The 20,708-nt window shown below is 72.1% G+C and carries 18 protein-coding genes; 6 read left to right on the top strand and 12 right to left on the bottom strand.

The genetic code is table 11. The annotated features are described in order from the left end of the window. Window positions 1-59 precede the first annotated feature (59 nt). The 6 genes from IE94_RS0102705 to IE94_RS0102680 all read right to left on the bottom strand — a co-directional run bounded on the left by IE94_RS0102705 (window position 60) and on the right by IE94_RS0102680 (window position 5,992). The gene (locus tag IE94_RS0102705) at window positions 60-1,382 is read right to left on the bottom strand and encodes an Nramp family divalent metal transporter (protein WP_030145721.1); all 1,323 of its coding nucleotides are present in this window, start codon (window positions 1,380-1,382) and stop codon (window positions 60-62) included. A 67-nt stretch (window positions 1,383-1,449) separates the two neighbouring features. Next, window positions 1,450-2,106 (bottom strand): hypothetical protein, encoded by a 657-nt coding sequence (locus IE94_RS0102700; RefSeq protein WP_030145720.1) that lies wholly within the window; start codon window positions 2,104-2,106, stop codon window positions 1,450-1,452. A 63-nt stretch (window positions 2,107-2,169) separates the two neighbouring features. Further along, window positions 2,170-3,651 carry a GntP family permease gene (locus tag IE94_RS0102695; protein ID WP_030145719.1) on the bottom strand — a complete coding sequence of 494 codons (1,482 nt, stop codon included), beginning with the start codon at window positions 3,649-3,651 and terminating at the stop codon, window positions 2,170-2,172. Window positions 3,652-3,777: 126 nt separating this feature from the next. Beyond that, window positions 3,778-4,188 carry a RidA family protein gene (locus IE94_RS0102690; RefSeq protein WP_030145718.1) on the bottom strand — a complete coding sequence of 137 codons (411 nt, stop codon included), beginning with the start codon at window positions 4,186-4,188 and terminating at the stop codon, window positions 3,778-3,780. Continuing rightward, window positions 4,185-4,949 carry an IclR family transcriptional regulator gene (locus IE94_RS0102685; protein ID WP_030145717.1) on the bottom strand — a complete coding sequence of 255 codons (765 nt, stop codon included), beginning with the start codon at window positions 4,947-4,949 and terminating at the stop codon, window positions 4,185-4,187. The genes IE94_RS0102690 and IE94_RS0102685 overlap by 4 nt, the downstream gene beginning before the upstream one ends. Next, window positions 4,946-5,992: a sugar kinase gene (locus IE94_RS0102680; protein ID WP_030145716.1), complete on the bottom strand. Its 1,047-nt coding sequence runs from the start codon at window positions 5,990-5,992 to the stop codon at window positions 4,946-4,948. Before IE94_RS0102680 ends, IE94_RS0102685 begins: the two co-directional genes overlap by 4 nt. 136 nt (window positions 5,993-6,128) lie before the next feature. Between IE94_RS0102680 and IE94_RS0102675 the strand changes: the two genes are divergently transcribed. Together IE94_RS0102675 and IE94_RS0102670 are read left to right on the top strand one after the other, a co-directional pair. After that, on the top strand, window positions 6,129-7,424 hold the full coding sequence (locus IE94_RS0102675; protein WP_030145715.1) for an amino acid deaminase: 1,296 nt from the start codon (window positions 6,129-6,131) through the stop codon (window positions 7,422-7,424). An 11-nt stretch (window positions 7,425-7,435) separates the two neighbouring features. Continuing rightward, window positions 7,436-9,046 carry an N-acyl-D-amino-acid deacylase family protein gene (locus tag IE94_RS0102670; RefSeq protein ID WP_030145714.1) on the top strand — a complete coding sequence of 537 codons (1,611 nt, stop codon included), beginning with the start codon at window positions 7,436-7,438 and terminating at the stop codon, window positions 9,044-9,046. A 54-nt stretch (window positions 9,047-9,100) separates the two neighbouring features. Here the strand turns inward: IE94_RS0102670 and IE94_RS0102665 are convergent, their stop codons facing one another. Continuing rightward, a complete protein-coding gene (locus IE94_RS0102665; RefSeq protein WP_051777175.1) occupies window positions 9,101-10,867 on the bottom strand; it encodes a P-loop NTPase fold protein in 1,767 nt (588 codons plus the stop codon). Window positions 10,868-11,023: 156 nt separating this feature from the next. On the opposite strand from IE94_RS0102665, the gene IE94_RS0102660 reads away from it, so the two are divergent. Further along, on the top strand, window positions 11,024-12,235 hold the full coding sequence (locus IE94_RS0102660) for a pyridoxal phosphate-dependent aminotransferase (RefSeq protein WP_030145712.1): 1,212 nt from the start codon (window positions 11,024-11,026) through the stop codon (window positions 12,233-12,235). A 93-nt stretch (window positions 12,236-12,328) separates the two neighbouring features. Further along, complete coding sequence (locus tag IE94_RS0102655; RefSeq protein WP_030145711.1) at window positions 12,329-12,751, top strand: SCO4983 family protein; 423 nt, start codon at window positions 12,329-12,331, stop codon at window positions 12,749-12,751. Window positions 12,752-12,838: 87 nt separating this feature from the next. Here the strand turns inward: IE94_RS0102655 and IE94_RS0102650 are convergent, their stop codons facing one another. Next, complete coding sequence (locus tag IE94_RS0102650; protein WP_030145710.1) at window positions 12,839-13,021, bottom strand: hypothetical protein; 183 nt, start codon at window positions 13,019-13,021, stop codon at window positions 12,839-12,841. A 306-nt stretch (window positions 13,022-13,327) separates the two neighbouring features. Further along, the gene (locus tag IE94_RS0102645; protein ID WP_030145709.1) at window positions 13,328-15,148 is read right to left on the bottom strand and encodes a phosphoenolpyruvate carboxykinase (GTP); all 1,821 of its coding nucleotides are present in this window, start codon (window positions 15,146-15,148) and stop codon (window positions 13,328-13,330) included. A gap of 286 nt (window positions 15,149-15,434) precedes the next feature. On the opposite strand from IE94_RS0102645, the gene trhA reads away from it, so the two are divergent. Then, window positions 15,435-16,139: a PAQR family membrane homeostasis protein TrhA gene (trhA, locus tag IE94_RS0102640; protein WP_030145708.1), complete on the top strand. Its 705-nt coding sequence runs from the start codon at window positions 15,435-15,437 to the stop codon at window positions 16,137-16,139. 104 nt (window positions 16,140-16,243) lie between these two features. Next, window positions 16,244-16,975 (top strand): Mut7-C RNAse domain-containing protein, encoded by a 732-nt coding sequence (locus IE94_RS0102635; protein ID WP_030145707.1) that lies wholly within the window; start codon window positions 16,244-16,246, stop codon window positions 16,973-16,975. 86 nt (window positions 16,976-17,061) lie between these two features. Here the strand turns inward: IE94_RS0102635 and IE94_RS0102630 are convergent, their stop codons facing one another. The 3 genes from IE94_RS0102630 to xdhC all read right to left on the bottom strand — a co-directional run bounded on the left by IE94_RS0102630 (window position 17,062) and on the right by xdhC (window position 20,708). Then, window positions 17,062-19,107: a thioredoxin domain-containing protein gene (locus IE94_RS0102630; RefSeq protein WP_030145706.1), complete on the bottom strand. Its 2,046-nt coding sequence runs from the start codon at window positions 19,105-19,107 to the stop codon at window positions 17,062-17,064. A 94-nt stretch (window positions 19,108-19,201) separates the two neighbouring features. Continuing rightward, window positions 19,202-19,705 carry a nucleoside deaminase gene (locus tag IE94_RS0102625; RefSeq protein WP_030145705.1) on the bottom strand — a complete coding sequence of 168 codons (504 nt, stop codon included), beginning with the start codon at window positions 19,703-19,705 and terminating at the stop codon, window positions 19,202-19,204. A 193-nt stretch (window positions 19,706-19,898) separates the two neighbouring features. Continuing rightward, complete coding sequence (xdhC, locus tag IE94_RS0102620) at window positions 19,899-20,708, bottom strand: xanthine dehydrogenase accessory protein XdhC (protein WP_030145704.1); 810 nt, start codon at window positions 20,706-20,708, stop codon at window positions 19,899-19,901.

Here is a 20,708-nt window from a genome sequence, read left to right as displayed (position 1 = left end):
GGAAGGACGGGAAGAGCAGCCTTCGGGACATGGCAGCGTGCCCGTAGGGGCAGGCGCGCTCAGAAGAACTCCGACCACGGCTGGTCCCAGATCTGCTTCACGCACAGGACCAGGAACAGCAGCCCGGCCACGGTGAGCATGCCGTTGCTGAGGCTGCCGTTGCGCCATTCGCGGGGCGTGCGGGAGGAGTTGAGGAGCCACATCAGGGTGAGGGCGAGGAAGGGCATGAAGGCGGCGCCCAGGACGCCGTAGATGATGATCAGGCGAAAGGGCTCGTCCTGGAAGAGCAGGACGATGGGCGGGAAGGTGAGCCACAGCAGGTAGGCGCGGAAGGCCCAGGAGCGCTCGCGGCGGCCCGAGGCCAACTCGTCGCCCCGCGCCTCCCGTTCACCGCGCCGGCGGGCCAGGAAGTCGGCGAACATCAGGCTCACGCCGTGCCAGACCCCGATCAGCGAGGTGAAGCTGGTGGCGAAGAAGCCGATCAGGAAGAGCTTCCCGGTCGCGGTGCCGTACTCCCGCTCCAGGACGTCGCCGAGCTGGATCAGGCCCTTGTCGCCGCTCGCGATCGCGATGTTCGCCGAGTGGAGCAGTTCGGCGCCGACGAAGAGCATCGCGACGACGAAGACGCCGGTGGTGGCGTAGGCGACCCGGTTGTCCAGGCGCATGACCTTCATCCAGCCGGTGTCGGTCCAGCCCTTGGCGTTGACCCAGTAGCCGTACGCGGCCAGCGTGATGGTGCCGCCCACGCCGCCGATCAGGCCCAGGGTGTTGAGGACCGAGTCCTTCTCGTCCGGGAGGACCGGGAGGAGTCCGGCGAAGGCGTCGCCCAGGTGGGGCGTGACGCGGATCGCGAGGTACACCGTCACCACGAACATGACGCCCACCAGGACGGTCATGACCTTCTCGAAGACGCTGTACTTGTTGAACCAGACGAAGACCAGGCCCACCAGGCCGCAGGCGATGCCCCACCATTCGAGGCCCATCACGTCCGGGAAGAGCGCCTGGAGGGGGAGGGCACTGGACGACATCGCCGCGGCGCCGTAGACGAAGCCCCAGATCACGGCGTAGACCGCGAAGAACCACGTGGTCCAGGAGCCGATGCTCGCCCAGCCGTCGAAGAGGGTGCGGCCGGTGGCCAGGTGCCAGCGGCCGCACGCCTCGGCGAGGGAGATCTTCACCAGGCAGCCGATGACCGCCGCCCACAGCAGGGTGTAGCCGAAGTTGCTGCCCGCGATGAGGGTGGCCACGAGATCGCCGGCGCCGACGCCGGTGGCCGCCACGACGATCCCGGGACCGATAGAGCGCCAACTGGACTTGCGGGGCGCCGAGTCGGCACCGCCCGATACGCCTGCCGGTGTGGTGTTGCCCGTGGTGTCCGCCATGGGGGTCAAGAAATCCCATGGCCGCCGGGGCGGCAAGAGGGCGTGCGCGGATCTTCACCCGATGCGCTTACTCCGCGCGGGCGGTGGCGTCCTCGGCGTCCTTCGCGTCCTTCGAAACGTCGTCGGCTTCGGCTTTTGTCTCGGCCTCCGTCTCCGTCTCGGCCGCGGGCTGCGTCTCTCCGTCCTCGAAGTACGCGTCCAGGACCTCGTCCAGAGCCGCCTCCCACTCGGCGAAGCGGCTCCGGGACGTGGCCTCGATCTCGATCGGGTACCAACGGCGGTCCGGCGTGTGCACCGTGACGGTGAACCGCTTGCCGAAGCGGCCGGTCTCCGTCTCGACGGCCCCGACCTCGTCCCAGCGGAAGTCGCAGCTCTGGTCGTCGAGGGAGAGACGGACGCCCTTGTGGTCGGCGACGATCTTGGCGCGGCGGTCGGAGGCCTCGAAGACCGGGCCGTCCACGGGGGCCTCGTCGTCCGGTTCCTCGGCGTCCGAGGCGTCCGACGTGTCCGAGGCGTCCGAGGCGTCCTCGGCGGACGGTTCGCCGGCGGCCGGGGACTGCGACGACTCCTCGGTCTCCGCGTCGGTGTCCTTCCCCGCCTCCGCCTTGTCGCCTCTCACGTCCTCCGGCTCGCCGGACACGGGTGCGGTGAGCCCGGGGATGAATGCCGGGTCGAATCCGGCGCCTTCCAGGGGCTGGCTCGTCGATCCTCTGCGCTGCTCCACGCGGGCAGTATGGTGGACGATCCTGTGCCGGGCACAGCCAGCCCCGACTTCGTTATCAGACGCCTACACGAACAGGCTGACGACCGCCGCCACCACGAACCCGGCGACCGACAGCACGCTCTCCAGCACGGTCCAGGTCTTGAGCGTGTCCCGCTCGCTGATGCCGAAGTACTTGGCGACCATCCAGAAACCGCCGTCGTTGACGTGCGAGGCGAAGATGGAGCCGGCCGAGATGGCCATGATGACCAGGGCCACGAACGCCTGCGAGTGGTCGCCCTCGGCGAGCAGCGGCGCCACGATGCCCGCCGTCGTCACGATGGCCACCGTCGCCGAGCCCTGGGCGACCCGCAGCACCACGGAGATCAGGTAGGCGAGGACGATCACCGGCAGGCCGACGTCGTTGAAGGTGTCGGAGAGGGCCTGGGCGACGCCGCTGGCCTTGAGGACGGCGCCGAAGACCCCGCCCGCGCCGACCACCAGCAGGATGTTGCCGACCGGCTTCAGCGAGGCCGTCGAGACGGTCTCCAGGGACTTGCGGGACCAGCCGCGCCGGATGCCGAGCAGGTAGTAGGCGAGGAGCAGGGCGATGGTCAGGGCGACGAACGGGTTGCCGAAGAACTCGATCACCGAGCGGAGGGTGGAGGGGTCCAGGGCGATGGAGGAGAAGGTCGCGGCGAGGATCAGGACGAGCGGGGTGCCGATGATGCCGAGGACGGTGCCGAGCGCGACCGGGGTCTCGGTCGGCGCGACGCCGGCCCTGCGCTGCTCCTCGACGACGGCCTGCTTGGCCTCCTCGGCCGCCTCGACCATGTCCTGCGGCACGGGCACGAAGATGCGGCGGCCGATCCAGGCGGAGAACACCCAGGCGGCGAGGACGGCGGGGATGCCGCAGACGATGCCCATGAGGATGATCCAGCCGAGCTTGACGTTCAGCAGTCCGGCGGCGGCCACCGGGCCGGGGTGCGGCGGCAGGAAGGCGTGGGTCATGGACAGGCCGGCCAGCAGCGGCAGGCAGTAGAGCAGGATCGACTTGCCGGACCGCTTGGCGGCGGCGTAGACGATGGGCGCGAGGACGAAGATGCCCACGTCGAAGAAGACCGGGATGCCGAAGATCAGGCCGGTGAGGCCCATGGCGAGCGGGGCGCGCTTCTCCCCGAAGAGGCCGAGGAGCCGTGAGGCCAGCACCTGGGCGCCGCCGCTGACTTCGAGGATCGCGCCGAGCATGGTGCCCAGGCCGATGATGATGGCGACGTGGCCGAGGATGCCTCCCATGCCGGACTCGATGGTCGAGACGGCGTCCGACTTCTGGACCGTGCCGAAGAGTTCGGTGACCGACAGTCCGGCGAGCAGGCCGACGGCTATGGAGACGGCGAGCAGCGCGACGAAGGGCTGGAGCCGCACCTTGATGATGAGGAAGAGCAGGAGCGCGATGCCGATGGCGGCGACGGTCAGCAGGCCGGCCGTGCCGTCGATCAGGGTGAGCAGACCGCCGGTGTGCGGTGGGGTCTCGGAGGCGGCGGCGAACTGGAGGGACGCATAGGACATTCGGGGGTCCTCTGGATAAGTACATGGAGCTTTCGGGCAGGGTGGAGCGCGGCACGGCGCCCCCGGGGGTGGGGAACGCCGTGCCGTTCGCAGACAGACGGTCAGACAGGCGGGGAGGCGCGACGGTCAGCCGAGGACGGCGAGCGCGTCGATCTCGATGAGGAGGCCGGCGGGCAGGCCGACGTACACGGTCGTGCGCGCGGCGGGCGGCTGGGTGAGGCCCTGTTCCTCGAAGTACTGGTTGTAGATCTCGTTCATCTCGGCGAAGTGGCCGACGTCCGTGAGGTAGACGCGGATCATCATCACGTCGTCCCAGGAGGCGTCGCCCTCCTCCAGGATCGCCTTGACGTTGGCGAGGGTCTGGAGGGTCTGCTCGCGCAGGGTCGGGCCGGCCGGGGTGGGTGCCTTGCCCTCCTCGTGGGGGAGGAAGCCGACCTGGCCGGCGACCTGGAGGATGTTGCCCTTCCTGACCCCGTGGGAGAACTTCGCCGGGGGGACGGTGTGGGTCGCGGGGACGAGGGCGATCTTGTCGGTCATGCGGTGACTTCCTTGACTGGGGTCCTGCCGGAGTACTCGCCGCTGATGGCGTCGGCAGTACGGCGGACCAGCGGGAGCAGGGTGAGGAGTTCCTCCGCGGTGACGACCACGTTCGGCGCGGAGACCGACATGGCGGCGACCACCCGGCCGTCGGCGCCCCGGATGGGTGCGGCGACGCAGTTGATGGACTCCTCGTGGCCACCGAGGTCGGTGGCCCAGCCCTGTTCGCGCACCTTGGCGAGTTCCTTCAGGAACCCGTCGGCGTTCGGCGTCGAACGGGCCGTGTACATGGGGTAGTCGAGCTGCTCGGCCACGGACCGGCGCTCGTTCTCGGGGAGGTCGGCGAGGAGCAGCTTGGCGACGGCCGCGACGGTGATGGCGACGGGCTTGCCGATCCGCGAGTACATGCGCACCGGGTAGCGGCTCTCGACCTTGTCGATGTAGAGGACCTCGTCCTCCTCGTGGACGGCGAGGTGGACGGTGTGTCCGACCTGTTCGTTGAGGCGTACGAGGTGGGGGTGGGCGATCTCGCGGACGTCGAGGTTCTCCATCGCTTCCTGGGCCAGGGATATGAGCCGGGCGCCGAGGCGGTAGCGCTGGTCGGACTGGCGGTAGACCAAGCCGTGTTCGTGGAGGGTGCGCAGCAGGCGCAGGGCCGTGGACTTGTGCACGCCCAGGCGCTCGGCGACCCCGCCCAGGTCGGCGGGGCCCTCGGCGAGCAGCGGCAGGATGCTGAGCGCGCGGTCGACGGTCTGGCTCATGGCGTACGTCCCTCCTCCTCGGCCCCCGGGACGTCCTGTGTCCAGCCGGGGCCGAGTCGCAGTCTCCCCCACGCCGCGTCGTCGAGGGCGGCCAGGCGGTCCGCGTGATCGCGGGCGGGGGGTGTGGCGAGGTCGCCGGGGACGGTGAGGGCGGCGGCGGCCATGAGGTGGCCGTGGCGCAGGCGCTCGCGCACGGGCAGGCCGCGCAGGGTGGCGGAGAGGAAGCCGGCCGCGAAGGCGTCGCCCGCGCCGACGGCGGCGACGATGTCGACGTGCAGGGCGGGCACGGAGGTGACGTCGGTGCCGTGGAAGGCGGTGGCGCCGCGCGCGCCCTGCTTGACGACGAGCAGCTCCGGCTCGGGCAGCGCGGCGCGCACGGCCTCGGGGCCGCCGAGGTCCCAGGCCTCGTCGTCGCCGACGAAGACCAGGTCGGCGCCGCGGGCCAGTTCGAGGAGCACCTCGGGGCCGTGGCCGTGAACGGCGTCGCGCCACAGGCCGGGGCGGTGGTTGACGTCGAAGGAGACGAGGGGCCGGCCGGGGCGGCGGGCGGTCAGCTCGCGCATCAGGCCGAGGCAGTCGGCGGAGAGCGCGGGGGTGATGCCGGACAGGTGCAGGACGCGGCCGGAGCGGATCGCGTCGAGGTCCATGGTGTCCACGGACATCGCCGAGGCGGCCGAGCCCGCCCGGTAGTACGCCACCTCGTGGGCGTCGGTGGCACGGTCCCCGGCGGTGCGGAAGTAGATGCCGGTCGGACGGTCGGGGTCGCGGCGCACGGCGCTGACGTCGACGCCGTAGGAGCCGATCGCCTCGACGAGGTGGTCGCCGAAGCCGTCGGCGCCGACCCGGCCGACCCAGCGGGCGGAGTGTCCGGCGGCGGCGAGCACGCAGGCCACGTTGGACTCGGCGCCGCCGATGGCGCGGTCGAAGGAGGGGACGTCGGCGAGGCGTCCGGGGCGGGAGGGCAGGAAGGTGACCATGGACTCGCCGAGTGCTACGACGTCCACGACGTCGGGGGCGGTGCTGATCCGTCCGGTGGCGGTCACGATGGTGGGGGCTCCTCGTCGCGTCTCGTGGGCGGCGGCTCCGTTGACCGCGCGTTCGCCGAGATGTTAGACAGCAGTAAGCGATATACGCAATGGTCGTTGCAGATATTGCAACGCATCAGATCAGGGAGGCTCCATGGCCCTCGACTCCGGCCCCGTCACCGGCCGCGACGCTCTCGCCAGGCTGGCCGAGGAGCACGTCGACCACCGCTTCAAGGGCCTCCCGCCGGACGCGTACGGCCTGACCGTCGCCGAGCTGGCCGGACAGCGCCGCAACCTCTTCACCGACGGCTTCACCACCCCCGTGCTCGCGCTCTCCGCCGAGCGCCTGGAGCACAACCTGAAGCTGATGGAGACGTACTCCGCCCGGCACGGCCTCGCCTTCGCGCCGCACGGCAAGACCTCCATGGCCCCGCAGCTCTTCCACCGCCAGATCGAGCACGGCGCCTGGGGCATCACCCTCGCCGTGCCGCACCAGGTACGGGTGGCGCGGGCCTTCGGCATCGGGCGGGTCTTCCTGGCCAACGAGCTGGTGGACGCCGCCGCACTGCGCTGGATATCCGCCGAGCTGGACGCCGACCCGGACTTCCGCTTCGTCTGCTACGTCGACTCGGTGCGGGGCGTCGAGCTGATGGACGCGGCCCTGACGGACGCGGGTGCCGTCCGCCCGCTGGACGTCGTGGTCGAGCTGGGCGCCGGTGAGGGCGCCCGCACCGGTGTACGCACCGAGACCGGGTGCGCGGCGGTCGCCGACGCGGTGGCCGGGGCGCGGACGCTGCGGCTGACCGGGGTCGCCGGGTACGAGGGCGAGGTGCCGGAGGCCGATCCGGAGCGCGTGCACGCCTGGCTGCGGCGGCTGGTCGCGCTCGCCGTCGACTTCGACAAGGCGGGGCGGTTCGATGCGGTGGAGGAGATCGTGCTGAGCGCGGGCGGCAGCGCCTGGTTCGACGCGGTGGCCGATGTGTTCGCCGAGGTGCCCGGCCTGTCCCGGCCCGTGCTGAAGCTGCTGCGCTCGGGCGCGTACGTCTCCCACGACGACGGCCACTACCGCGAGCTGACCCCCTTCAACCGGGTCCCCGAGGAGGGCGCCCTGGAGCCCGCCTTCCGGCTGTGGAGCCAGGTCGTCTCCCGCCCCTCTCCCGAGCAGGCGTTCACCAACGCGGGCAAGCGGGACGCGGCCTACGACCTGCACCTGCCCTTCGCCCAGGTGGTGCGCCGCGACGGCGTGGAGCGCCCCGCCACCGGCGTCGAGGTGACCGGCCTGTCCGACCAGCACGCCTGGGTGCGCACCACCGGGGAGGCGGACCTGGAGGTCGGCGACTGGCTCGGGACGGGCCTGTCCCACCCGTGCACCTCCTTCGACAAGTGGCAGCTCATCCCCCTCGCCGAGGCGGACGGGACGGTCGTCGACTACATCCGCACGTTCTTCTGAGGGAGCGGGACATGGAAGAGCTGGTCATCAGGGACGCCGACGTCGTGGACGGCTCGGGCGCCGACTCCTACCGCGCCGACGTCGTGGTCGACGGCGGCCGGATCGTCTCGATCGTCAAGGAGGCGGCGGCGGCCGGCTGCCAGCGTCCCGAGGCGCGCCGCGAGCTGGACGCCGAGGGCCTGGTCCTCTCCCCCGGCTTCATCGACATGCACGCCCACAGCGACCTGGCGCTGCTGCGGGACCCCGACCACAGCGCCAAGGCCGCCCAGGGCGTCACCCTGGAGGTCGTCGGCCAGGACGGCCTGTCCTACGCCCCGGTCGACGACCGCACCCTCGGCGAGGTGCGCCGCGCGATCGCCGGGTGGAACGGCTCGGGCGACGACATCGACTTCGACTGGCGGTCGGTCGGCGAGTACCTGGACCGGCTGGACGGGGGCATCGCGGTCAACGCCGCCTACCTGATCCCGCAGGGCACCGTGCGCGCCCTCGCCGTCGGCTGGGACGACCGGGAGGCGACCGGGGCGGAGCTGGAGCACATGCGGCGGCTGGTCGCCGAGGGCCTGGAGCAGGGCGCGGTCGGCATGTCGTCCGGGCTGACGTACACGCCCGGCATGTACGCCAAGGACGCCGAGCTGACCGAGCTGTGCCGGGTGGTGGCGTCGTACGGCGGCTACTACTGCCCGCACCACCGCTCGTACGGGGCCGGGGCCCTCAAGGCGTACGAGGAGATGGTGGAGCTGACCCGGGAGGCGGGCTGCCCGCTGCACCTGGCGCACGCCACCATGAACTTCGGCGTGAACAAGGGCAGGGCGCCCGAGCTGCTGACCCTGCTCGACGAGGCGCTGGCCGGCGGCGCCGACATCACGCTCGACACCTACCCGTACACCCCCGGCTGCACCACCCTCGTGGCGCTGCTGCCGAGCTGGGCGAGCGAGGGCGGCCCGGAACGGATCATGGAGCGGCTGGCGGACGAGGACACCGCGGAGCGCATCCGCCACCACGTCGAGGAGATCGGCTCCGACGGCTGCCACGGCGTGCCCATGGAGTGGGACACGGTCGAGATCTCCGGCACGGGCGACCCGGCGCTCTTCGAGTACGTCGGCCGTACGGTGCTGGAGTCGGCGCGGCTGCGCGGCGAGAGCCCCTGGACCGTCGCCCGGCACCTGCTGCTGGCCGACCGGCTGGCGCCGACCATCCTCCAGCACGTCGGGCACGAGGAGAACGTCCGCGCGATCATGCGGCACCGGGTCCACACCGGCGGCTCGGACGGCATCCTCCAGGGCGCCAAGCCGCATCCGCGCGCCTACGGCACCTTCCCGCACTACCTGGGCCACTACGTGCGCGAGCTGGGCGTGCTCCCGCTGGAGGAGTGCGTCGCCCACCTCACCTCGCGCCCGGCGGCCCGGCTGCGGCTGCCGGACCGGGGCCTGGTCCGCGAGGGCTACCGGGCCGACCTGGTGCTCTTCGACCCCGCGACGGTCGCGGCGGGCAGCACCTACGAGGACCCGAGGGTGCTGCCGACGGGCATCCCGTACGTGCTGGTCGACGGACGTTTCGTGATGGAGGACGGACGGCGCACGGACGTCCTGGCGGGGCGGTCGGTGCGCCGCACCGCGCGGTGACGCACCGCGCGGCACACCGGCCCGGCCCCGGGCGCCCCGGGCGGAGCGGCCGATTCAGGCCCGGTTCCGCCGGACGTCCGCGACCGCCGCGTCGACGTACCGCAGCAGCTCCGTGCCGCCGTCCGCGATGCGGGCGTCCAGTTCGCGGCACCGCTGCTCCCGGGCGGGTGTGACGCGGCCGGAGAAGAAGACGGCGGGTCCGTCGTAGGTGCCGGCCGCCCGCCAGCGGGCGAGGTCGGTGAAGCCGACCTCGCGGCCGGTGCCGCGGGCGACGTCGGAGACCAGCACGTCGACGGGGAGGGTGGTGAGCACCCGCTCGGCGGTGTGCCCGTTCTCGGCCTGCACCACGTCGGCGCCCCGCCGGGTCAGGTAGCGCACGTAGTCCGTGTTGTTGTGCGGGTGGTCGTCCACCCACAGGACCCGGATGCCCGCGTACTCCCGCCCCGGGCGGGCGCCGCCCGCGTCCTCGTCGTCCGGGCCGGGTCCGCCGCGCGGGGACACGGACACCGCACCGCCCCTCTGCAACTGGGTGACCAGTTCGTCCACCTGGTCCAGCCGCATCCACTCCTCGACGAGGTGGACGAAGCCCAGGTCGCGGGCGAGTGCCGGGTACACCGTGGGCAGTTCCTCCTCCAGCCGCGCGAGCACCGCCGCCCAGTCGTCCGGCGCGTCGGGCCTCGGTGCCGCGAGGCCGTGGCCGGTCACCGAGGCCGTCGTGGTGCGCCATGCCTCCGGGTCCGGGGGCGCCCACTGGCTGAGCACCCGCCGGGCCACCCGGTAGTCGAGGAACTCGCGGGCCGCGTGTGCGTACAGGCCGTCGCCCGCGACGAGGATCCGGTAGAAGTCGCCGTACAGGTGCTGGAGCAGCAGGGTCCTGAGCACCGCCTCCGGCGGGAAGCGGGCCCACACCGGGTTGAGTGCGCACTCCAGTCCGAAGCCGTTGATCAGGCGTTTGATCCGGCGCGGGTTGCGGGCGGAGCGGTCGGCGATCAGCCGCACCAGATCGTCGTCCAGCAGTTCCCTGAGCCCGGAGCGTTCGGCGCAGTGCCGGACGTAGGCCTCGACCCCGGCGTCGGCGGGCACCGGCAGCCGGTAGCTGGTCTGGAAGACCTTCTCCATGAACGCCGAACCGGCCGGCCCGAGGTCCCGCAACAGGCCCGAGGGGCCGAGGGCGGAGCGGTCGCAGCCGATGACGAAGGCGAGGCCGGGTACGTCCAGGTAGACCTTCACGGCCTCGCAGACCGCGAGCACGGTCTCCTCGGAGCAGCGGTCGAGGTCGTCGAGGAAGACCACCAGGAGTCTCCGGGGCTCGTGCTCGGCGGACTCGGCCCACTCGGTGGCCAGGTCCCGCAGCGCGTCCCGCATGGCGTTGCGGGCGGAGGCGTCGACGGACATCGCGGTCCAGAACCGGTCGACGAGATGGGCCGCCCCGAAGGGCGCGCCGAGCACGGTCAGCGTGGCCCCCACGGCGTTGACCAGCGTGCCGCGCTCGGACACCCGCTGCACGGCGCGCCGCAAAAAGCGCCGGTCGAAGCGCATCAGGACGGACTTGATGAGCCCCTCCAGCGCGTCCGCCCCCAAGGAAGTCCAGGCGTTGTACCAGACGGTCTCGACGTCCCGGCGCTGTTCCAGCTCGGCCTGGACCAGCCGCATCAGCGTGCTCTTGCCCATGCCCCACCCGGCGTCCACGGCGAGCGTGAACGGGGTCGCGGCGCGCGAGTCGTGCAGCAGCCGGGCCAGCTCGCCGGCGGCCCGGCCGGTGCCCAGCAGATCGGCGCCGGGCTCGGTGACGGGCTCGTCGTTGAGCAGTGAGAAGTCCACGGTGTCCCCTCCCCTCCCGGCGCGCCAAACTACCCGCTCGCCGAGGCCCCGGGGCGGCTTCCGCGGGCACCGGGGACGATATCCGGGCAAACCGCGGGGTCTCGCGTGGCGGACAACACCGCCCACAGGACGCAACCGGGTCGTAAGCTCGCGGACATGCAGGTGATCCAGTCGACCAAGCTCGCCAACGTCTGTTACGAGATCCGGGGCCCGGTGCTCGAGGAGGCGATGCGGCTGGAGGCGGCCGGGCACCGCATCCTGAAGCTGAACACGGGCAACCCGGCCGCCTTCGGCTTCGAGTGCCCGCCGGAGATCCTGGAGGACATCCTCCGCAACGTCTCCACGGCACACGGCTACGGCGACGCGAAGGGCCTGCTGGCGGCGCGCCGGGCGGTCGTCATGCACAACCAGACCCTCGGCATCGAGACGGACGTCGAGCACGTCTTCATCGGCAACGGCGTCTCCGAGCTGATCGTGATGGCGATGCAGGGCCTGCTGGACGACGGCGACGAGGTGCTGGTCCCGGCACCCGACTACCCCCTGTGGACGGCCGCCGTCTCGCTGTCCGGCGGCACGGCGGTGCACTACCGCTGCGACGAGCAGTCCGACTGGATGCCCGACCTCGCGGACGTGGAGCGGAAGATCACCGACCGCACCAAGGCGCTCGTGATCATCAACCCGAACAACCCGACGGGCGCGGTCTACGACGACGCGATGCTGCGCGGGCTGACGGACATCGCCCGCCGGCACAACCTGCTGGTCTGCTCCGACGAGATCTACGACAAGATCCTCTACGACGAGGCCACCCACACCCCGACCGCCGCGATCGCCCCCGACCTGCTCACCCTCACCTTCAACGGCATGTCGAAGGCGTACCGGGTGGCCGGCTACCGGGTCGGCTGGATGTCGATCTCGGGGCCGCGCGCGCACGCCGAGTCCTACATCGAGGGCCTGACGATCCTGGCGAACATGCGGTTGTGCGCGAACATGCCCGGCCAGCACGGCGTGGTCGCGGCGCTCAGCGGACGGCAGACCATCAACGAGCTGGTGCTGCCCGGCGGCCGGCTGCGCGAGCAGCGGGACGCCGCCCATGAGGCTTTGACCAGCATTCCCGGCGTGACCTGCGTGAAGCCGAAGGGCGCGCTGTACCTCTTCCCGCGGCTCGACCCCAAGGTCTTCAAGATCAAGGACGACCGGCGGATGGTCCTGGACCTGCTGCGCCAGGAGAAGATCATGGTCGTCCAGGGCACCGGGTTCAACTGGCCGGAGCCCGACCACTTCCGGGTGGTGACCCTGCCGACGGCCGCGGACCTGCGCGAGGCGGTGGACCGGATCGGGCGCTTCCTGGACGGGTACGGCCAGCCCTGAGCCGCGGCCGGTTCCGAGCCGTGCCACGAACTCCGTCAACTTTAGATCGAATCCAATGTAGGATGGTTTCCTGACCGCTCAGGAGGCCATCCCATGTACGAGCCGATCCGCAGTAAGTCGGTCCACAGCACGATGGCCGACGGCACCACGGACTTCCCCCACCGGTCCCGGGACGAGGAGCTGGACATCCAGCTCGCGGGCCATCTCGCGGCGCTGCTCGCGGTCACGGACGAGCTGCGCGCGCTGGCACCCGACGCGGACCTGGACGCCGCCGCCGACCGGCTCGCCGGGCAGATGACCCGGCTGCGCGGAGGTCAGGCCCCGGTCCGCCTCCAGGTGGCCGCCACCCGCCCGGAGCCGCGTCCGGCGGCCCTGCACCGGCGGGCGCACACCCTGGCTGCCCGCGCCCTGGTGGTCGCGGCCTCCCGCGCCGACACGGCGGTCGCGATCCTGGCCGCCGAGCGCATGGACGCCCACTCCGCGGCCCTGGACCCGCGCGAGTTCGCGGCGAGCTGAGCCCACCCGGGCCCCGGTACGGCCCCGGTCCGCGCGCACCCGCAGCGACGCGCGGACCGGGCGCCACACACCCCACCGTCCGGCCGGTCAGCCGAAGATCACCGTCAGGACGACGAAGACCAGGATGACCGCGAGGACGATCGCCCACACGGGCCAGTTGCCGCGGCTGTGCGGATCCTCCGGGCCACCGCCGCGCGGGCGGTCCTCCGCCAGCTGCGGGTCGGGGTCCCGCGGCCGGTCGCGCGAGTAGAAATCACCACCGTCTGCCATGGCGGGTCCCTCCTTCCTCTCCTGTTCTCCGCGGTTCCGCTCCCCTCGGGTACCCGCGGGAAGCGGCGCATGCCCGCGGGTACCGGCGCACTTGAGTGGCCGCGCCGGCGGGCCGCCCGGACACGTCGAAGGGCCGGGTCCGTCGCACGCCGTTGTGCGGGGACCCGGCCCGAGCGGGGCTTCTCCGCGCTCCGCAATTGCGATGAGCTACGGGAGCGCGGGGAGACCCCCTCGTGACCGGCCTTCGTGACGACTTCGCGGGTCAGGGCTAGTCGGACCGGCCACGGAGCTGGAGGGTGACGGTGCTCAGCCCAGGCGCCGCACCAGCGCCCGGTACTGGTCCCACAGCTCGGCGGGCGTGTGGTCGCCGAAGGTGTTCAGGTGCTCGGGGACGAGTGCCGCCTCCTCGCGCCAGACCTCCTTGTCCACGCTGAGCAGGAACTCCAGATCGGAGTCGGGCAGATCCAGGCCGTCGGTGTCCAGGGACTCCTTGGTCGGCAGCACGCCGATCGGGGTCTCGACGCCGTCCGCCCTGCCCTCCAGGCGCTCCACGATCCACTTCAGGACGCGGCCGTTCTCGCCGAAGCCGGGCCAGACGAACCGGCCCTCGTCGTCCTTGCGGAACCAGTTGACGTAGTAGATCTTGGGCAGCTTGGACTGGTCCTTGTCCTTGGCCACGTCGATCCAGTGCCCCATGTAGTCGCCCATGTTGTAGCCGCAGAACGGCAGCATGGCGAAGGGGTCGCGGCGCAGCTCGCCGACCTTGCCCTCGGCGGCGGCGGTCTTCTCGGAGGCCACGTTGGCGCCGAGGAAGACGCCGTGGTTCCAGTCGAAGGACTCGGTGACCAGCGGTACGGCGGTGGCGCGGCGCCCGCCGAAGAGGATCGCCGAGATCGGCACGCCCTTGGGGTCCTCCCACTCCGGCGCGATGATCGGGCACTGCGCGGCGGGTGTGGTGAAGCGGGCGTTGGGGTGCGCGGCGGGCGTGCCGGACTCGGGCGTCCAGTCGTTGCCCTTCCAGTCGGTCAGGTGGGCCGGGGTCTCCTCGGTCATGCCCTCCCACCACACGTCGCCGTCGTCGGTGAGGGCGACGTTGGTGAAGACCGAGTTGCCCCACAGGGTCTTCATGGCGTTGGCGTTGGTGTGCTCACCGGTGCCGGGCGCGACGCCGAAGAAACCGGCCTCGGGGTTGATGGCGTAGAGGCGGCCGTCCTCGCCGAAGCGCATCCAGGCGATGTCGTCGCCGATGGTCTCCACGGTCCAGCCGGAGATCGTGGGCTCCAGCATGGCGAGGTTGGTCTTGCCGCAGGCCGAGGGGAAGGCGGCGGCGACGTACTTGGGCTCCCCGGTGGGCGGGGTCAGCTTCAGCACCAGCATGTGCTCGGCGAGCCAGCCCTCGTCGCGGGCCATGACCGAGGCGATGCGCAGGGCGTAGCACTTCTTGCCGAGCAGGGCGTTGCCGCCGTAGCCGGAGCCGTAGGACCAGATCTCGCGGTCCTCGGGGAAGTGCGAGATGTACTTGGTGCTGCTGCAGGGCCAGGGGACGTCCTCCTGGCCCGGCTCGAGCGGGGCTCCGACGGAGTGCACGGCCTTGACGAAGAAGCCCTCCTCGCCCAGCTCGTCCAGGACCGGCTGTCCCATGCGGGTCATGGTGCGCATGGAGGCCGCGACGTACGCGGAGTCGGTGATCTCGACGCCGAGCGCGGAGAGCGGGGAGCCGAGGGGGCCCATGCAGAAGGGCACGACGTACATGGTCCGGCCGCGCATCGCACCGCGGAACAGGCCCTGCTCACCGGTGAAGATCTCCCGCATCTCGGCGGGGTCCTTCCAGTGGTTGGTCGGGCCGGCGTCCTCCTCCTTCGCGGAGCAGATGAAGGTCCGGTCCTCGACGCGGGCGACGTCGGAGGGGTCGGAGGCCGCGTAGTAGGAGTTGGGGCGCTTGATCGGGTCCAGTTTGCGGAAGGTGCCCTTGTCGACGAGCTCCCCGCACAGTCGCTCGTACTCGGCCTCGGATCCGTCGCACCAGACCACTGCGTCCGGCTGGGTCAGTTCGGCGATCTCGTTCACCCACGAGATCAGTTCCTGGTGCTGGGTGGGGACGGAGGGAGCCGCGATGTCGCGCGCCACGATTGCTCCTAAATGAGGGGTTTTTTGTTGGAGGCCCCGTGGGGGCTGCGACCCGGATGCGTGACGTTGACCTCGTGGGCGCTCATCCGGTGTCGACCGCACTCATTTGATCATCCGACGCGAGCGCCCATCTGTCCAGAGGGCGTCACACCTGAGCGGCGTGAGGATCGCCACGTCCCCGGACCGGGAGTGCGCCGCCCGAATTCTCGTGAGACGATGGCCACTCGCCCTGCGGCATACGCCCGTACTGATACGTAACTTACGGAACCGTAGGTACGATGCGCCCATGACTGCGTCCGTCCCCGACGCGCCCAGGGACCTGCCGGCCGACGGCCGCGGACCCGTAGCGCTCTCCCTCCCGCATCCGGTCAAGCCGAAGCTGCGCGGTTGGCTGCACCTCGGCATGTTCCCCGCCGTCCTGGTCGCCGGTCTGGTGCTCACCGCCCTCGCCGAGACGCCCGAGGGCCGCATAGCCTGCGGTGTCTACGTCCTGACGGCCTGCCTGCTGTTCGGCGTCAGCGCCCTCTACCACCGGGGCAACTGGAGCCCGCGCATGGACGGCGTCCTGCGCCGCCTCGACCACGCCAACATCTTCCTGATCATCGCGGGCACCTACACCCCGCTCACGATGCTGCTGCTGCCCGGCGCCCAGGGCGAGTGGCTGCTGTGGGGCATCTGGGCGGCCGCCGCGGCGGGCATCGTCTTCCGCGTCTTCTGGGTCGGCGCCCCGCGCTGGCTCTACACCCCCTGCTACCTCGCCATGGGCTGGGCGGCGGTCTTCTACCTGCCCGAGTTCATGCGGGCCGGCGGCATCGCCGTCCTCGTCCTGGTGATCGTCGGCGGCCTGCTCTACAGCGCGGGCGGCGTGATCTACGGCCTCAAGCGCCCCAACCCCTCGCCCCGCTGGTTCGGCTTCCACGAGGTCTTCCACTCCTTCACGCTGGCCGCCTTCATCGCGCACTACGTGGGCATCTCGCTGGTCGCGTACTAGCCGTTCCCGAGGGTCGTCCTCGACCTTGCAGGCCCGGCCGCGGACGCCCTCGAGGTCGCGAAAAGGCCGGGACCCGGTCCCGGCCCCCGTGGCATTCTGACCGGGTGAACGGTCCCGAGATCCACGTCGAGTTCGCCCCCGAGCTGCACCTTTTCGTCCCGCGCGCCCGCCCCACCGGCGCCGCCCGCACGGCCACCGACGGCGTCTCCACCCTCGGCCACCTCGTCGAGTCCCTCGGCGTGCCGCTGACCGAGGTCGGCACCCTGCTCGTCGACGGCCGCGAGGTGCCGCCCGGACACGTCCCGGCGGGCGGCGAGTCGGTGCGCGTACGGCCCGTCCAGCACCCCCAGCGGGTCCCCGGCGCTCCCCTGCGGTTCCTGCTCGACGTGCACCTCGGCACCCTCGCCCGCCGACTGCGGCTGCTCGGCGTGGACACGGCGTACGAGTCGACGGACCTCGGCGATCCGGCGCTCGCCGCGCTGTCGGCGGCCGAGAAGCGGGTCCTGCTCAGCCGCGACCGCGGACTGCTGCGCCGCCGCGAACTGTGGGCCGGCGCCTACGTGTACAGCACCCGCCCCGACGAACAGCTCCAGGAGTTCCTGGACCGGTTCCGGCCCGCCCTGCACCCCTGGACGCGGTGCACCGCCTGCAACGGGCTGCTCAGGGCGGCCGGCAAGGAGGAGGTGGCGGAGCAGCTCAAGGACGGCACGCAGCGGTCGTACGACGTCTTCGCCCAGTGCACCGTGTGCGGCCGCGCCTACTGGCGGGGCGCGCACCACGAGCAGTTGGAGGCGATCGTGGAGCGCGCCGTGAGCAGGAGTACTGAGGGCGGCTGAACAGCCCACCGGTGCCGGGCGGTCGGCGTACCGGGCGGCGCCGGGCGGTGGGAGAGCTGCGGGGTGGACCTCGCCCTCGCGCCGCCTCAGCCGCGCGGGGCGGCGACGCCCAGCGCCGCCCGCAGCCGCTCCGGGTCGGTGGTGGGGGCGTCGCAGGTGAAGTTTTGGCAGACGTACGCCGCCGCGGCCCCGCCCACCAGGGGCCGGTCGGCGAGCAGTGGGAACTCCTCGCTCCCCTCGGTGCCGAAGGCGACGACCGCTCCGGGCGCGGTGCCGAGCAGCGCCGTGCGGTGCAGCCCGCGCGCCGCCGGGTCGGCCGGCTCCGCCGCGACGACGGCGACCTCGCGCGGGCCGTCGAGCAGCGCCTCGGCTGCCGCCAGCCCCCAGCCGATGAAGCGCGGGACGCGCGGGCCGAGCGCCTTGACCACGCCGAGGGCGCGTTCGGCGGCGGTGCGGTGGGGCGCCGAGCCGGTGTGGGCGGCGTAGGAGAGCAGGGCGCCCGCGGCGGCGCTCCAGCCGGACGGGGTGGCGTTGTCGGTGGGGTCCTGCGGGCGGCGGATCAGGTGCTCGGCGTCGGCGGCGGTGTCGTACAGCGAGCCCGACTCGTCCATGAAGCGGGTGAGGACGTGGTCGAGCAGGAACCCGGCGAAGTCCAGCCAGACGCCCTCCCCGGTGACCGAGGCCAGCGCGAGGAAGCCCTCGGCCACGTCGGCGTAGTCCTCCAGCACCCCGGCGTTGGCACCGGCCCGGCCGTCCTTGCTGGTGCGGGTGAGCCGGACCTGCTCGTCGAGGTGCAGCCGCACCAGCAGGTCGGCGGCGGCGACGGCGGCCTCGACCAGGTCGGGGCGGTCGAAGTAGGCGCCGGTCTCGGCGAGCGCGGCGATCGCCAGGCCGTTCCAGGCGGCGACCACCTTGTCGTCCCGGCCCGGGGCGGGGCGCCCGTCCCGGGCGGCGAGCAGCCGCTCCCGGACCGACGCGATCCGCGCGGCGTCGAAGACGCCCTCCTGCTGCGGCAGTTGCAGCACGGAGGCCCCGTGCTCGAAGGTGCCCTCCTGGGTGACGCCGAAGTACTGCGCGGCCAGTTCCGCGTCGTCGGCCCCGAGCACCTCGGTGAGCTGGGCGGGCGTCCACACGTAGTACGCGCCCTCGACGTGCCGGCCCGTGCCGTCGTCGCTGTCCGCGTCCAGCGCGGAGGCGAACCCGCCCTCAGCGGTGCGCAGTTCCCGCACCATGAAGTCGGCGGTCTCCAGCGCGACCCGGCGGGCCAGGTCCGAGCCGGTGGCCCGCCACAGGTGGGCGTACACGCGGCACAGCAGCGCGTTGTCGTACAGCATCTTCTCGAAGTGCGGCACGACCCACTCGCGGTCCACGGAGTAGCGGGCGAAGCCGCCGCCGAGCTGGTCGTAGATGCCGCCGCGGGCCATCCGCTCGCAGGTGTCCGCCGCCATCTGGAGGGCGCCCTCGGCTCCGGTGCGGGCGTGGTGGCGCAGCAGGAACTCGATCACCATGGACGGCGGGAACTTCGGCGCCCCGCCGAACCCGCCGCGCCGCGCGTCGTACTCCCGGGTGAGTCCGAGCAGTGCCTGCCCGAGCTGCTCCTCGCCCGGTGCCTGGGCGTCGCCGTAGGAGATCTCCCGCCCGGCGAGGTCCCGGACGATCTTCCCGGCGACCTCGTCGACCTCGTCGCGCCGCTCGGCCCACGCCTGCTGGACGCCCTGGAGCACCTGGCGGAAGGAGGGCATGCCGTGCCGGGGCTCGGGCGGGAAGTAGGTGCCGAAGTAGAAGGGCTCCGCGTCGGGCGTGAGGAACACGGTCATCGGCCAGCCGCCCTGTCCGGTCGCCGCCTGCACGGCCTCCATGTAGACGGCGTCGATGTCGGGGCGCTCCTCGCGGTCGACCTTGACGCTCACGAAGTGCGAGTTGAGGTACTGGGCGGTGGCCTCGTCCTCGAACGACTCGTGCGCCATGACGTGGCACCAGTGGCACGCGCTGTAGCCGACGCTCAGCAGGACGGGGACGCCGCGCCGCCGGGCTTCTTCGAATGCCTCGGCCTCCCACGGCCACCAGTCGACCGGGTTCTCCGCGTGCTGGAGGAGGTAGGGGGACGTCGCCTGCGCAAGTCGGTTGGGCATGCCCCCATCCTCGCGCACGTGCCGCCGCCCCGTCCGAACGCCACGGGTCAGGGGCGCGGGGACGGGGCGGCCGGAGTGCCTCAGTGGCCTGTTCTCAGTAGTCGACGCGGTCGGACTTGGCGATCCAGGCGTCGAACGGCTGGGTGCGGTGGGGCAGGTCGAGGTGTTCCACGGTCATGGGCCAGTCGGCCTGCGGCCGCTTCTCGAACAGGTCGTAGAACGTGCGGTCGTCGAAACCGGCCACGGCGGCGTCGTGGCGGTCGGCGCAGAAGACGAGGCGGTCGACGCGGGCCCACAGGGCCGAGGAGAGGCACATCGGGCAGGGTTCGCAGGAGGTGACGAGGGTGCAGCCCTCCAGGCTGAACGTGCCGAGCGTCTTGCAGGCCGCGCGGATGGCGCTGACCTCGGCGTGCGCGGTGGGGTCGAGGCCGGCGGTGACCTGGTTGCTGCCGAGGGCGACGATGTCGCCGCCGTTGGCGATCAGGGCGCCGAACGGGCCGCCTCCCTCGCGGACGCTGGTGGTGGCCAGCTCGATGGCCTTGTCCATCCAGGCGCGCTCGGACTCGCGGATGCCGGTCTCGAGGGTGTCGGTCGTCATGCGTGCTCCTTCTTGGGCGGGCAGCGTGCGGGAGTACGGCGTGCGGGCCGGTGCGCTTCGCGGGGGAGGATGCGTAGGAGCAGTACACCGCTCGCCGCCGCGACCCGGCCAGGGGCCGAAAACATGAACTACGGACCGACCGCGAACGACACTTCGTAGATTCGTACGAGGTCGGGCACCGCCCCGCCGGGCGTCAGTCCCCCGCGGCCTCGAAGGTGCGCAGCAGGTCGGCCGCGACGCTCACGGCGATGGTCGCGGGCTCCTTGCCGGTGATGTCGGCCAGCCCGATCGGGGTCTTGATCCGGTCGATGGCGGCGTCCTCGTGGCCGCCCTCGGTGGCCAGGCGCCCCCGGAACCGCGCCCACTTGGCGGCCGAGCCGATCAGGCCGATGGACCCGAGGTGGTCCGTGCGCAGGGCCGCGTCGCACAGGGCGGCGTCCTCGGCGTGGTCATGGGTCATGATCAGGACGTGGGTGCCGGGCGGCAGCTCGGCCAGCACCTCCTCCGGCAGCAGCGGCGTGTGGTGCGTGTGCACCTGCGCCACCGCGTCCGCCAGCACGTCGAGGCGCTCCTCGCTCAGGAGGTCGGCGCGGCTGTCGACCAGGTGGAGGTCGAGGTCCTGGCGGGCCAGGATGCGCGCCAGTTCCAGACCGACGTGGCCGACGCCGAAGACCGCCACCGCCCGGACCACCGGCAGCGGTTCGAGCAGCACCGAGACGGTGCCGCCGCAGCACTGCACGCCGTGCCGGTTGGTGACCTTGTCGTTCAGGGCGAAGTCGAGCAGCTCCGGTCGCGCCTCGGCCGCGGCGATCATCTCCCGGGCCCGGTCGACGGCGACGGCCTCGACGTTGCCGCCGCCGATGGAGCCCCACGTCCCGGTGCGTCCCACGACGAGCTTGGCGCCGGCGTCGCGCGGGGCGTGGCCGCGCACGGTCGCGACGGTCACCAGCACGCCGGGCTCCCGGCGGGCCCGCAACCGCGCGACCGCGGCGACCCACGTCAT

The sequence above is a fragment of the Streptomyces violaceorubidus genome (assembly GCF_000717995.1).
In the GTDB taxonomy this organism is placed as follows: Bacteria; Actinomycetota; Actinomycetes; order Streptomycetales; family Streptomycetaceae; genus Streptomyces; species Streptomyces violaceorubidus.
Note: the sequence above shows the minus strand (reverse complement) of the source record. Positions and strands in the feature narration are given on the sequence as shown.

What these genes read in the sequence shown, in the direction of transcription:
- IE94_RS0102690 (WP_030145718.1), bottom strand. Translation starts at nt 4,188, where the DNA reads ATGACCGACAAGATCGCCCTCGTCCCCGCGACCCACACCGTCCCCCCG.
- IE94_RS0102630 (WP_030145706.1), bottom strand. Translation starts at nt 19,107, where the DNA reads ATGCCCAACCGACTTGCGCAGGCGACGTCCCCCTACCTCCTCCAGCAC.
- xdhC (WP_030145704.1), bottom strand. Translation starts at nt 20,708, where the DNA reads ATGACGTGGGTCGCCGCGGTCGCGCGGTTGCGGGCCCGCCGGGAGCCC.
- IE94_RS0102655 (WP_030145711.1), top strand. Translation starts at nt 12,329, where the DNA reads ATGTACGAGCCGATCCGCAGTAAGTCGGTCCACAGCACGATGGCCGAC.
- IE94_RS0102685 (WP_030145717.1), bottom strand. Translation starts at nt 4,949, where the DNA reads ATGAGCCAGACCGTCGACCGCGCGCTCAGCATCCTGCCGCTGCTCGCC.
- IE94_RS0102695 (WP_030145719.1), bottom strand. Translation starts at nt 3,651, where the DNA reads ATGTCCTATGCGTCCCTCCAGTTCGCCGCCGCCTCCGAGACCCCACCG.
- IE94_RS0102650 (WP_030145710.1), bottom strand. Translation starts at nt 13,021, where the DNA reads ATGGCAGACGGTGGTGATTTCTACTCGCGCGACCGGCCGCGGGACCCC.
- IE94_RS0102625 (WP_030145705.1), bottom strand. Translation starts at nt 19,705, where the DNA reads ATGACGACCGACACCCTCGAGACCGGCATCCGCGAGTCCGAGCGCGCC.
- IE94_RS0102660 (WP_030145712.1), top strand. Translation starts at nt 11,024, where the DNA reads ATGCAGGTGATCCAGTCGACCAAGCTCGCCAACGTCTGTTACGAGATC.
- IE94_RS0102705 (WP_030145721.1), bottom strand. Translation starts at nt 1,382, where the DNA reads ATGGCGGACACCACGGGCAACACCACACCGGCAGGCGTATCGGGCGGT.
- IE94_RS0102675 (WP_030145715.1), top strand. Translation starts at nt 6,129, where the DNA reads ATGGCCCTCGACTCCGGCCCCGTCACCGGCCGCGACGCTCTCGCCAGG.
- trhA (WP_030145708.1), top strand. Translation starts at nt 15,435, where the DNA reads ATGACTGCGTCCGTCCCCGACGCGCCCAGGGACCTGCCGGCCGACGGC.
- IE94_RS0102670 (WP_030145714.1), top strand. Translation starts at nt 7,436, where the DNA reads ATGGAAGAGCTGGTCATCAGGGACGCCGACGTCGTGGACGGCTCGGGC.